At 64.7% G+C, this 12,567-nt stretch carries 12 protein-coding genes; 7 read left to right on the forward strand and 5 right to left on the reverse strand.

The features are described 5' to 3' along the window. Positions 1–205: 205 nt before the first annotated feature. A complete protein-coding gene (locus tag ACE10Z_RS17935; protein ID WP_375789100.1) occupies positions 206–667 on the reverse strand; it encodes a PACE efflux transporter in 462 nt (153 codons plus the stop codon). A gap of 149 nt (positions 668–816) precedes the next feature. Here ACE10Z_RS17935 and ACE10Z_RS17940 point away from each other — a divergent pair, with 149 nt between their 5' ends. The 3 genes from ACE10Z_RS17940 to ACE10Z_RS17950 all read left to right on the forward strand — a co-directional run bounded on the left by ACE10Z_RS17940 (position 817) and on the right by ACE10Z_RS17950 (position 4,231). Continuing rightward, positions 817–1,707, forward strand: a complete 891-nt coding sequence (locus ACE10Z_RS17940) for a LysR family transcriptional regulator (RefSeq protein ID WP_375789101.1) — start codon at positions 817–819, stop codon at positions 1,705–1,707. A 102-nt stretch (positions 1,708–1,809) separates the two neighbouring features. Next, positions 1,810–2,538 carry an SDR family oxidoreductase gene (locus ACE10Z_RS17945; RefSeq protein WP_375789102.1) on the forward strand — a complete coding sequence of 243 codons (729 nt, stop codon included), beginning with the start codon at positions 1,810–1,812 and terminating at the stop codon, positions 2,536–2,538. 106 nt (positions 2,539–2,644) lie between these two features. Then, positions 2,645–4,231, forward strand: coding sequence for a tetratricopeptide repeat protein (locus ACE10Z_RS17950; RefSeq protein ID WP_375789103.1), 1,587 nt, complete (start codon positions 2,645–2,647; stop codon positions 4,229–4,231). A gap of 38 nt (positions 4,232–4,269) precedes the next feature. On the opposite strand, the gene ACE10Z_RS17955 is transcribed toward ACE10Z_RS17950, so the two are convergent. Then, entirely contained in the window at positions 4,270–5,487 is a 1,218-nt protein-coding gene (locus ACE10Z_RS17955; RefSeq protein ID WP_375789104.1) for a diguanylate cyclase domain-containing protein, read from the reverse strand. Positions 5,488–5,746: 259 nt separating this feature from the next. Beyond that, positions 5,747–6,406 carry a TetR/AcrR family transcriptional regulator gene (locus tag ACE10Z_RS17960; RefSeq protein WP_375789862.1) on the reverse strand — a complete coding sequence of 220 codons (660 nt, stop codon included), beginning with the start codon at positions 6,404–6,406 and terminating at the stop codon, positions 5,747–5,749. A gap of 267 nt (positions 6,407–6,673) precedes the next feature. Here ACE10Z_RS17960 and ACE10Z_RS17965 point away from each other — a divergent pair, with 267 nt between their 5' ends. From ACE10Z_RS17965 to cynS, 4 genes are all read left to right on the forward strand, one after another. Then, entirely contained in the window at positions 6,674–7,216 is a 543-nt protein-coding gene (locus tag ACE10Z_RS17965) for an OsmC family protein (protein WP_298374753.1), read from the forward strand. Positions 7,217–7,251: 35 nt separating this feature from the next. Then, entirely contained in the window at positions 7,252–8,379 is a 1,128-nt protein-coding gene (locus ACE10Z_RS17970; protein WP_375789105.1) for an acyl-CoA dehydrogenase family protein, read from the forward strand. A 123-nt stretch (positions 8,380–8,502) separates the two neighbouring features. Beyond that, entirely contained in the window at positions 8,503–9,381 is an 879-nt protein-coding gene (locus ACE10Z_RS17975; RefSeq protein ID WP_375789106.1) for a sulfurtransferase, read from the forward strand. A gap of 99 nt (positions 9,382–9,480) precedes the next feature. Continuing rightward, positions 9,481–9,969 (forward strand): cyanase, encoded by a 489-nt coding sequence (gene cynS, locus ACE10Z_RS17980; RefSeq protein WP_106951845.1) that lies wholly within the window; start codon positions 9,481–9,483, stop codon positions 9,967–9,969. Between the two features lie 59 nt (positions 9,970–10,028). On the opposite strand, the gene purB is transcribed toward cynS, so the two are convergent. Together purB and ACE10Z_RS17990 are read right to left on the reverse strand one after the other, a co-directional pair. Further along, on the reverse strand, positions 10,029–11,462 hold the full coding sequence (gene purB / locus ACE10Z_RS17985; protein ID WP_375789863.1) for an adenylosuccinate lyase: 1,434 nt from the start codon (positions 11,460–11,462) through the stop codon (positions 10,029–10,031). Between the two features lie 214 nt (positions 11,463–11,676). Beyond that, entirely contained in the window at positions 11,677–12,480 is an 804-nt protein-coding gene (locus tag ACE10Z_RS17990) for an oxaloacetate decarboxylase (RefSeq protein WP_375789107.1), read from the reverse strand. Positions 12,481–12,567 lie beyond the last annotated feature (87 nt).

Consider the following 12,567-nt stretch of genomic DNA (forward strand, 5'->3'; position numbering starts at 1 on the left):
GCCGTTTTGGCATTGTTGGCCGGCTGGCAGCCTCTGACGGGCATGTCGGCTTGAAGCATTCCATCGCCTCCAAGCCGGATCGAACCAGTCTATGAGTGGAGCGCGGCGGAACTTGTGTGCAGTCGCTATTGCCGGAAATATTCGCGCGGTGTCAGGGTCCGGCGCGGCAGATCGAATGATCCGCCGCGCCGGGCGCCGCGATCGATCAGGCCGGCACGGCCCGGTTCGCCGTACGACCGTGCGCGCTGAGTTCGCGCACCGGAAACACGCGATCGTACGCGATGTTGAAGGCGAACGCGTAGACCAGATAGAACGCGACGATCGAGATATCCATCATCAGCGCGGCCCACAGCGGGATGCCGAGATACCAGGCGACGAACGGGATCAGCAGCACGATCAGGCCGGCCTCGAACAGCATCGCGTGCGCGAGGCGAATCGGCATCGTCTTGGCGACACGGCCGGTGACGCGGACCAGCGCGTGGTCGAAGCCGAGATTGAACAGCAAGTTCCAGATCGTCGCCACCGTCGCCGAGACGACGCCGATGACGCCCATGTGGGCGATCGGCTGATTGAACAGCCAAGCGGCTGCCGGCGTGAAGATCGCGATACCGATCAGTTCGAACAGGACTGCGTGCCTGATCCGGTCGGAGAAGGAACGCATAGACATTTTGAAACCCTTTCTTGATTCTTGTTTTGACGCGTTTTCTTCACGCGAACCGGTATCCACTTCGCTTGAAAACGCTCTCGTCGTTGTGACCGGATTTCTATCTGATATTGTGGGATAAGAAAGTTAGGTAATATCTGGAAAAGAGATAGATGGCCGTTTCCATGGACCAGCTCGAATCGTTCGTGGCGGCGGCCGAGCAGGGCTCGTTCTCCGGCGCGGCCCGGCTCCTGAAGAAAGCGCAATCGGCCGTCAGTACGCATGTGGCGAACCTAGAGACAGACCTCGGGATTGCGCTGTTCGACCGGGCCGGCCGCAACCCGGTGCTGACCGAAGCGGGGGCGCGGCTGTTGCCGGAAGCAAGATTGATCCTCGATCGCCGCGAACACCTGATCGGGGTTGCCAGCAGTTTCGAGGCGCATGTCGAGAAGCGCCTTGTGGTGGCGATCGACGAGCTCTATCCGGAGAGCGCGGTCGGCGAGTTGTTTGAGGAATTCGCCAAGCGCTTTCCGCATGTCGAAGTGGAGCTGCTGTTTCCGATCATGGAGGACGTCAGCCGTCTCGTGCTCGACGGCAAGGCCGATCTCGGCGTGATGTGGCGACAGGAGCATCTGCCGCCCGAGCTCGGCTTCAGGACCATCGGCTGGGTGCCGCTGCAACTCGTTTGCGGCAAGAACCATCCGCTGGCGCATGGCCGGGTGGATTGGGAGGAGCTGAAGCGGCATCGCCAGATCATGGTCACGGTGCGCAACGAAGGCACCGAGCGGCACCGGCTGCGTGTCGCAGCCGAGGTGTGGTGGGTCGAGAGCCACTGGGTGATCCTGCAAATCCTCAAGCAAGGCGTCGGCTGGGCGCTGATCCCGGCCCATATCATGGCGAGTTCGTCGATTGCCGAAGAGCTTGCAATTCCCGAGCTGGAATTCGACGAGGGCGCGCATCCCGTCGCGCTCGAGGTGGTCTGGCACAAGCAGCGGCCGGCGGGACCCGCGGCAAAATGGCTGCGTCGCCGCTTCGCCACGCGGCCGCCGATGCTCCGCATGTGATCCGACAGGCGCGTCGGACAACGCCGTTCGTCGCATGGGAGCTGACATCGCGGCCGTGATGTGTTGCCATGCGCGTCGCACTGACCTGACAGGGTGGAGACGATGGCGAAGCAATTGGAAGGCAAGGTCGCAGCCGTGACCGGGGCGGCGTCAGGCATTGGACTTGCGAGCAGTGAGGCGATGCTGGCCGCGGGCGCGCGCGTGGTGATGGTCGACCGCGACGTAGCCGCGCTGCAAGCGCTTGCCGGCAAGCACGGCGATGCGGTGATCCCGCTGGTCATCGACCTGCTCGATCCGAAGGCCTGCGCGAGCCTGCTGCCGCGGGTGCTCGAGCAAGCCGGCCAGCTCGACATCCTGCACGCCAATGCGGGGATCTATGTCGGCGGTGATCTCGTCGATGCCGATACAGGTGCGATCGACCGGATGCTGAACCTCAACGTCAACGTCGTGATGAAGAACGTGCACGACGTGCTGCCGCACATGATCGCGCGCGGAACCGGCGACATCATCGTCACCAGTTCGCTCGCCGCACATTTCCCGACGCCGTGGGAGCCGGTCTATGCGTCGTCGAAATGGGCGATCAACTGCTTCGTGCAGACGGTGCGGCGCCAGGTGTTCAGGCACGGCATCCGCGTCGGCTCGATCTCGCCCGGGCCCGTGATCAGCGCGCTGCTCGCAGACTGGCCGGCGGAGAAGCTCGAGGAGGCCAAGGCAGCGGGCAGCCTGCTGGAGGCGAGCGAGGTCGCCGAGGTCGTGATGTTCATGCTGACCCGGCCGCGCGGCATGACCATCCGCGACGTCGTGATGCTGCCGACGAATTTCGATCTTTAGGCAACATCGCCCATACCGTCGGCCTGCCGTTGCGGCGCAGGCAACGAAAGGTTGTGTTGCGGGCAGGGGCTTTGCTACTAGTCTCCCGGTGGGGGTGGGGGACAAGGTGACAGAACGGGTCAAACGTGCATTCGCCGCAAAGGCGATGATGATCGCGCTTGGCGTGCTGTTGGCGCCGATTCCAACGGTCCGCGCCCAGCCTTCGCTGGCGGCCAAGTGCAACGGGACTGCAAATATCGGCGCGGATGATCGCATCGCGGGTTGCACGGCCGTGATCGAGGCGGCGCCGGGCAATCTGCAAGGGACGACCTTCGCGTATTTTCGGCGGGCCATGTTCCTGCTTGAAAAGGGCGAGGTGGACCGGGCAATCGCGGACTACACGCACGTCATCGAGCGCGATCCGAACAATCAGATCGCCTTCGTGCGCAGGGCATGGGCGTACCAACGGAAAGGCGACGTCGATGCCGCACTTGCCGACTTCGGCAGGGCCGTTGAACTCAATCCGAAGGATGCCTACGCGTACCTGGGACGGGCTGGCGCCTATATCATGAAAGGAGACGCCGACCGCGCAATCGCCGATTATGGGCAGGTGGTCCTCATTCATCCCGACAATGTCGCCGCATATCTCGGCCGCGCGCAGGCCTACGACCTCAAGCGTGAACCGGACCGTGCCATCGCCGACTGCAATCGCGCGATCGAGATCAGCCCGGAGCGGGGCGCTGGCGCCGGGCTCATCTGTCGCGCCAGGGTGCGGATCACCAACGGCGATTTTGCACTTGGGCTGGCCGACCTCAACCAGGCCATCCAGTTCAATCCAAAGGACGCCGGTGCATACCTGACACGCGCCGCCGCCTATTTGATGAGGAGGGATATCGATAGCGCGATCGCCGACTACAGCCAGGTCATTGCACTTCATCCGGACAATGTTGACGCGTATACCGGTCGCGGGCGGGCCTACGACTTCAAGGACGAACCGGACCGTGCCATTGTCGACTGCGATCGGGCGATCGCGATCGGCGGGCCGCGCGGGGCGGCTGCTGGGCTGGTCTGTCGTGGCCACGCGCACGTCGCCAAGGGTGATTTTGAGCTTGCCTCGGCAGACTTTGATCAGGTTATCCAGCTTAGTCCGAAAGCTTCTGGACCCTATGAAGGCCGTGCAGCCGTATTTCTCGCGCGTGGCGATCTTGAACGCGCGCTAGCCGACATCAAGCAGGGGATCCAGCTGGCTCCAGACGCACCTGGTCTCTACCGTTTGGCCGCGGTCGCTCATTTCCAGGGCGGCCTCTTGCAGGAGGCGCGCGACGATCTTGTCCGCGCAGGCGAGCTCGACCGGAAAAATCCCTACACGCAGCTATGGCTCGACCTCGTGCGCCAGAAGACCGGCCAACCGAGCGGACTTGATGAAGCCTCCGGGCGGCTCGACCTGTCGAATTGGCCGGCGCCGATCGTTCGCTTGTTCCTCGGCGCTACAACGCTGGAGGATGTCGTGAAGGCCGCCGACGATGCCAATCCGGTCAAGATGAGAGGGCAGCTCTGCGAAGCGCATTTCTATGGTGGTGAGCTGGCGCTGGCGAAAGGCGCGACGGACGAAGCCGTGCGGCTGCTTCGCCTCGCCGCTGACGGATGCCCGAAGACCTACGTCGAATGGGCGCCAGCCAATGCCGAGTTGCGCAAGCTCGACACCAGACACTGACGGCGTTTTGCCGATCGCTGGGCCTGCCGGACGTCGCCTCAGGCGGCGCCGCGATCGAGAACCGGCGTGGAATCCTTTTTCGTCAGCCGGCGCAGCGCCGCGACATTGGTGGCGACGGAGGCCAGGCGGCACTGTGCCTTGCCGTCGGATTTGGCCTCATAGAGCGCGGCATCGGCAACGGCCAAAAGCTCCTCCGCCTCGGTGCCGTGCTCGGGCGAGACAGCGACACCGACACTGACGCCTACCTTTGCGAAGATGCCGTCGGCGAGCCGGTACGGCATCGTGACAGCCTGGATGATGCGATGGCCGATCCCGAGCGCCTGCTCCGCGGTGACGCCGTTTGCCAGCACCACGAATTCATCGCCGCCGAGCCGCGCGATCACCGCGGTCTCTGGCAGAGCGCGCCGCAGCCGCTCGGCGGCCAGCATCAGCACCTGGTCGCCGGCCGCATGGCCATAGGTGTCGTTGACCGGCTTGAAATTGTCGAGGTCGAGGAACAGCAGCGCGAACGGCCTGCCATTTCCGGCCGGAGCCGCCAGCTTCGTGTTCAGCGAGGCGACGAAACCGGCGCGATTGCGCAGGCCGGTCAGCGTGTCGTGATGGGCAAGATGACCGTTCTCGCGCTCGGCGCGCATGGTCGCGATCAGCATCTTGTTGAGGCGGAAGGCCGCGACCGTCATCGCCGCGAGATACATCGGCACCTGCAGGAACACGATGAACAGCAGCGGCTCGCCGGCCAGCGCCGCGCCGGGCACGATCGGGCCGAGGCTGAGCAGGATCATGGTTCCGGCAAGGCGCGGGGCGCTGAAGTTGCGGAAGCAGATTCCGCCGACCATCGCCGCCGCCGACAGCGAGGCCAGCATCGCAACCACCCAATCGCCGCTTGCGAGGCTGATCAGGATCCCGAAGCCGACGCTGGCGCTCCAGGCGACCGCGAGGACGAGGTGCAGATCGGTCGGCGTCGGCCGCCGTTCGCGTGCCGCGCGATGCGCCGCCACGAGCACCGCAAGTCGCGAGAGGCAGATCACGAGTTCGAGGATGACCCAGGTGATGAACGGCGCGGTCGGCTCGCGGATCGCAATCACGGCCGCGACGGCGACCGTATTGACCGCGCCGGCCGCGAACACCGGCAGCGAGCCATAAAGATCCCCGATCAGCGCCGCGCGGATGTCATCGGGCACGCCCGGACCCGCATCGGCGAGCCAGCGCGTCACGCCCCAGCGCGGCTGGCTGTATCGTCCTTTTTCGGACTGCATTGTTCTTGCCCCGTACTTTCACGTGGCAACTGACCCGGCCGGAGCTAACAGGCGTTTAAGGCCGCGGCGGATCGCGCGGTGTGATTGACGACAGGTAAATCCGGCGGGCGATCGCGCCGCCGAATACCGATGCCGGAGGCTGCGATGCGGCCGTTGGCCGCGCCGATCCGTTCGGCCAGCGGTTAATTTTCGAGCGGCAGCGATCAAGTCGGGCAGCGAGGTGATCGGGGGCGTCGCTCTATCGCGGCGTCCTACTGTGTCAGACTGCTACCAGTTCGTCCGCGCGGCCCGCGCGCTTCGTCTTCTTCAGCTTCGCCGGCGCGAACAGATTGCTTGCGGCGAGGCCCGCGGTGTCGGCCACCGTGGGGTCACATGACACCATGGCGGCGACGATGGCGCCGTCGATCAGCAGCGCGAGCTGATGCGCCAGCACGGCCGGCTCGGTCGCGCCCATCTCGCCGGCGAGCTTCTCGATATGCGCCAGCACCACCTTCTTGTGCTTCAGCGCGATGTTGCGGAACTGCTTGGCGTCCTTGTCGTGCTCGGCGACCGCGTTGATGAACGGGCAGCCGTAGAAGCGTTCCTCGGCGAACCAGCTCTTCAGGGCGGGGAAGATCCGCGCCAGCTTGGTCTGCGGATCGCCGCCGCCGGCCTCGATCGCGCCGATGAACCATTCGCGCCACTGCCGGCCTTCGCTCTCCAGCACCGCATGCACAAGGTTGGTCTTCGAGCCGAACAGCTTGTAGAGCGTGGTCTTGGCGGTTCCGGCCTCGTCGATGATCGCATCGATGCCGGTGGCGTTGATGCCGTTCTTGCAGAACAGGTGCGTTGCCGCATTCAGCAGGCGCCCGCGCGCCGATTCATCGTCGCCGGCGGCGAACGCCGCGGCAGGTTTTTTCTTCGCAAGCGATTTGGCCATGCGCGGCAGTAAATCGGAGCGCGGCAAAATCATCAAGTCGCATCTTCACGGGGGCGGGCATGTGCGCCGTCCTGCGCTCAAAGTAATCGCGGCAGCGCGGCAGATGCACCGCGTTTGAGCAGCCGCGTCCTGATCAATCCGCAGGCAGGCACAGCTAACCGCCTGCGCGATTTCACCTTTTGATTTGGCGGAGGACTGGCACGCTTCGTGCAGGAAACAGACCGTTCGGTATCCTGATCCAATCCATCGCTCCCAGGGAGAAAACTGATGACCGCTGTCGCTCAAAAAACCGCACTGACCGGCTGCCTCGCGCCGATCGACAGAGGCGGGCTCGAGCAGCTGATTGCCAACGGCAAGGCCAACCCGAAGGTGATCAAGACCTTGAAGTGCAGAACGGTGGCCGAGGGCAAGTTCCGCCACGCCAACTACATCCGCAACCTCGCGCCCTACATCGTCGACGAGCCGCCGGGCCTGCTCGGTGACGACACCGCGCCCAATCCCTCCGAGGCCTCGCTCGCCGCGCTCGGCTCCTGCCTGGCGGTCGGCCTGCACGCCAACGCGGTGCATCGCGGCTGGATCGTCAACAAGCTCGAGCTCGAGCTCGAGGGCGATCTCAACATCACCGCGGTGTGGGGCACCGGCGACGTCAGCGAGAAGCCGGTCGGCTTCACCGATGTCCGCGTCAAGGTCGACATGGAGTGCGAGGGCGTCGCGCAGAGCGAGATCGACGCGCTGGTGGCGCATGTGAAGAAGTGGTCGCCGGTCGCCAACACCTTCACCCGTCCCGTCAATCTCGAGGTCAGCGCGTAAGGCCCGACCGGCCATTCAAGGTGCGGAGATCAACCATGGGTTCAATGGCTTTATCGCGGGTCGCAGCTCAAGATCCCGCACCGACCATCACGGACGAGGTTGCGCGCCTCGCCCGTCAGGAGCTGGCGCCGCTCGCATCCGCGATCGATGCCGGCTCGGTCTATCCCGGCGAATTCCTGCGCCGGCTCGGCAAGACCGGCGCGTGGAGCAGCCACGTGCCGCAGGAGGGGCCCGCCGACCTGCGCTGGGCGATCCAGTCGATGGCCGCGCTCGGCGAGGTCTGCGGCGCCACCGCTTTCATGGCGTGGTGCCAGAACACGCTGGTCTGGTACGTCGCCAATTCCACCAACATGAAGCTCGCCGCGCGCTTCGGCAACTGCTTCTCCAGCGGGCGCGCGCTCGGCGGCACCGGGCTCTCCAACCCGATGAAGAGCTTCTTCGGCATCGAGCGGCTGAAGCTGAAGGGCCGCAAGGTCGATGGCGGCTACATCGTGCGCGGCGCGCTGCCCTGGGTGTCCAATCTCGGGCCCGACCACTACTTCGGCACGATCTTCGAGCGCGAGGACGAAGGCACCAACGGCGAGCCGGGCAGCACGGTCATGTTCCTCGCCGATTGCTCCGACCCCGCGATCACGCTGACGCCGTGCAAGCCGTTCCTGGCGATGGACGGCACCGGCACCTACGGCGTCCAGTTCCGCGACGTGTTCGTGCCTGACGAACTGATCCTGGCCGAGCCGGCCGCGCCGTTCGTCAAGAGGATCCGCGCCGGATTCATCCTGCTGCAGACCGGCATGGGGCTCGGCCTGATGAGGGATTGCATCAACATCATGGACGAGGTCCATGCGCCGCTCGGTCACGTCAACCGCTATCTGCCGCAGCAGCCGGTGCAATTCCGCGAGCTCTATGCCGAGTTCGAGAAGGAGGCGATGACGCTGGCAAGCGATCCCTACAACGCCGACGACAGCTACTGGCGCCGCGTCGTCGCGCTGCGCTTGCGGATCGGCGATGCCAGCGTCGCGGTGGCGCATGCGGCGATGCTCCATTGCGGCGCGCGCGGCTATCTGATGAGCCATCGAGCACAGCGCAGGCTGCGCGAAGCCTATTTCGTCGCCATCGTCACGCCCGCCACCAAGCAGCTGCGCAAGATGCTGGCGGATGGCTGAAGCATGATCCGGAAAAGTGGAAACCGGTTTTCCCTCGCGACAAACGCGGAACGCGTTTGCGCGGAGATCATGCTCAAACAGGTTCGGGACCACCACAACTGCAACCACAAACAGGAGAGAGCCATGACGGACGTTCTGATCACCGCCGGCGAACTAGCCGAGCTCGTCAAGAAAGAACCGTGTGTCATCATCGACACGCGGAATCCGGATGCCTATGCGGCCGGCCATTTGCCCGGTGCCGTCAATGTGCATGACGTCTTCACGTTTCTTGCGACCTCGACGCCGGAGGGAATCCACGAGCTGAAGACCAAGTTCGCCGATGCCTTCGGCGCCGCCGGTCTCTCCGGCAAGGAGACTGCCGTGATCTACGAGCAGTCGATGAATTCCGGCTTCGGCCAGTCCTGCCGCGGCTACTACCTGCTGACGATGCTCGGCTATCCCAAGGTGAAGGTGCTGCATGGCGGCTTCGATGCCTGGAAGGCCGCCGATCTGCCCGTTACCACCGACGTTGCGGTGCCGCCGAAGGCCTCCTTTGCGATCGTGCCCGAGGCCGGCGAGATCATGATCGACGCCAAGGCCATGCTGGCCGCGGTCGGCAAGCCCGGCGTCGCGATCCTCGATGTGCGCGATGTCGACGAGTGGATCGGCGATAGCTCCTCGCCCTACGGCAAGGATTTCTGCCCACGCAAGGGCCGCATCCCCGGTGCCGTCTGGCTGGAATGGTACCGCATGATGAAGCCGACCGCCGAAGGTCCGCGCTTCAAGTCGAAAGACGAGATCCTGGCGGAATGTGCCACCGTCGGCATCTCGCAGACCACGCCGGTCTATCTCTACTGCTTCAAGGGCGCGCGCGCCTCGAACACCTTCCTGGCGCTGAAGAACGCCGGCGTGAAGGACGTGCGGATGTACTTCGGCTCCTGGAACGAATGGTCGCGCGACCCGGCGCTGCCGATCGACGAGGGGCTGCCGACCGCTGCCGTCGTCACGGGCAAGGCGGCATAGAATCTGCATGTTTGCGGGCGTCCGGCGGCGTAAAATGCGGCCGGACGCCGATCAATGCCGGCGTCGGCACTGCGCCCCGATGCCCAAGGAGGAAGCCTCATGAAACGCGAAGACCTGACCGAAAAGCTGCTCGACATCAAGCGCGAGAAGGGCTGGAGCTGGAAGCACATCTGCGAGAAGATCGGCGGCTATTCCGAGGTCCTGATCGTGGGCGCGATCCTCGGCCAGATGAAGCTGACAAAACCGCAGGCGGCCAATGCCGGCGAGCTGTTCGGGTTGTCGAAGGCCGAGACCGCGATGCTCAACGAGGTGCCGATGCGCGGCACCGGCACGCCGATGCCGCCGACCGATCCGCTGATCTATCGCTTCTACGAGATGGTGATGGTGAACGGCCCGGCGTGGAAGGCGCTGATCGAGGAGGAATTCGGCGACGGCATCATGTCGGCGATCGACTTCGACATGGCGATGGAGCGCGTCGCCAATCCGAAGGGCGACCGTGTCAAGATCACCATGAGCGGCAAGTTCCTGCCGTACAAATATTACGGCGCCAGCGGCAACGTGCCGGAATACGGCTTCAAGGAAGAGTGAGACGATAGCGCGAATGGCGAGTAGCGAATGGAATCGTTACTCGCCAATGTCGAATGACATCACAGGATCGTGCCCGGCGCGTAGCTCGCCGCTTCGGGCTTGGCCCGGGCCAGCGCGTCGACTTGCTGGGCGAAGTAATCGACCTGGGCGCCGGCGTCGCCGGAGTTGGCGCGACCTTGCGCGAGCACAAGCTGCAATTCGGCTTCGCTGAGGCCAAGCCGTTGGTCGGCGGCGAGACGCTGCAGCAGATCGTTCTGCACGATCTTGCCGGTGCGCAGGTCGCCGATGGCGGCGACGGCGTGCTCCTTGATCGCCTCGTGGGCGCCTTCGCGGCCGGCGCCCTTCTTGACCGCTTCCATCATGACCGTGGTGGTCAGCAGGAAGGGCAGATAGCGGTTGAGCTCGGTCGCGACGACGGCTTCGAAAACCTCCATCTGATCGAGCACGGTGAGCAAGGTCTCGAGCAGGCCGTCGGTGGCGAGGAAGGCATCGGGCAGCATCACGCGGCGGACCACCGAGCAGGAGACGTCACCCTCGTTCCACTGATCGCCGGCGAGCCCGGAGGCCATGGCGAGATAGCCCTTCAGGATCACATGCAGGCCATTGATGCGCTCGCAGGAGCGGCTGTTCATCTTGTGCGGCATGGCCGAGGAACCGACCTGGCCCTTGGCAAAGCCTTCGCTGGCGAGTTCATGGCCCGCCATCAGGCGGATGGTCTTGGCGAAGTTGCCGGGACCGCTGGCAAGCTCGGTGAGCACGCTGACCGCGCGGAAGTCGAGACTGCGCGGATAGACCTGGCCGACGGCATCGAGCGCCTTCGGCAAGCCGAGGTGAACGAGGATGCGCTCCTCGAGCGCGCGCGCCTTGCCTGCATCGCCATTGAACAGGGTGATCTGGTCGAGACGCGTGCCCACTGCGCCCTTCAGGCCGCGAGCGGGGTAGGTCTGCAGCACATTGACCAGGCTCTGATGCGCCAGCAGCATTTCCTCGCCTGACATGGCGATGCGCTTGCCGAGCGTCGTGACTTGCGCGGCCACGTTGTGGGTGCGTGCGGTGAACGGGATGTCGCGCAATTGCTGCGCGCGCTTCGCAAACCGAATCAGCGCGGCGATGCTCTTGGTCTCGACCAGCTGCAAGGCGCGGTAGACTTGCAACTGCTCCACGTTCTCCGTGAGGTCGCGGCTGGTCATGCCCTTGTGCAGGTGCTCATGGCCAGCCAGATCGCAGAACTCCTCGATGCGCGCCTTGACGTCGTGGCGGGTGACGCGCTCGCGCTGCATGATGGAGGCCAGGTTGATCTGGTCCTTGACGCGCTCGTAGCTTTCGATCACGCCGTCCGGAACCGGAATCCCGAGATCGCGCTGGCCCTTCAGCACGGCGATCCAGTAGTCGCGTTCGAGGCGAACCTTGCCCTCGCCACTCCAGATGGCGCGCATGGCGGGTGAAGCGTAACGTTCAGCGAGAACGTTGGAAATGTGATCCTGGGACATGATCCCGCTCTCTTGGCATTGCCCGAGGCTGCCTGCAAGTCGTGACCTGTGATGAATCGTCAGGTCTGGCAGCGCCTTGGCCGGACTTGCGGTGTTGGCGCTACCATACCAGATCCTTGCAGCCGCCGCCTCAGGCGATCCGGGGGCGGCGCCGGCCCGTTTCGCGTTGGCCAACGGCTCGTCGCCAGCGCCCCTGCGATGACCGCCGGCGGTTAGGTCATGCCTGACCAGTTGCAAACATATCCCTTATCTCCTTCACCGGCGCCATGTCGCGCACGAAACTGAACGATCCCTGATCCTTCATCTCGCGGGCACAGCGCAGGAACGCAGCCAGCGCGTGACGCTCCATCGCGCCGCCGACGCTGATGCGCTTGACGCCGGCGGCGGACAACTGCTCGACCGTCAGGGTCGGATCGGCAAAGCCCATCACGAGATTGAACGGCCGCTTCACGGCCGCGACCACGGTCTTGATGGTGCCGATGTCATACAGACCAGGCGAATACAGCACGTCGGCGCCGGCGGCCTCGAACGCCTGCAGCCGCTTGATGGTGTCGTCGAGATCCTTGCGGCCGTGCAGGAAGTTCTCGGCGCGGGCGGTCAGCGTGAATGGGAATGGCAGCGCTCGCGCGGCTTCGACGGCGGCCTGAACCCGCTCGACCGCGAGCGAGAAGTCGTAGATCGGGCGTTGCGGATTGCCGGTCGAGTCCTCGATCGAGACGCCGACGACGCCGGCTTCGGCGGCGCGGGTGATCGCCTTTGCCGCGGTCCTCGGATCATCCGCGCCGCAATTCTCCAGATCGGCATTGACGGGAAGGTCGGTGGCATCGGCGATCGTCCGGCAGTTCTCGATGATGGTATCGAGGCTGACGGTTGCGCTGCCGAGCGTGTTGGCGAGGCCGAGGCTAGTGGTCGCGAGCCCCTCGAAACCCATCGCCGCGAGCAGCTTCGCCGTGCCGGCATCCCACGGATTCGGGATGATGAAGGCGCCGGGGCGCCGATGCAGCGAATCGATCAACGTCAATATCAACGTCGCCCGGCAGTACGGTCAGCAGCAGGAAGGTTTCAACGTGAACGGCTCGATGAGCATGCAGATCACGTTGAAATAGGT

The sequence above is a fragment of the Bradyrhizobium sp. Pha-3 genome (assembly GCF_042258615.1).
Lineage (GTDB): Bacteria > Pseudomonadota > Alphaproteobacteria > Rhizobiales > Xanthobacteraceae > Bradyrhizobium.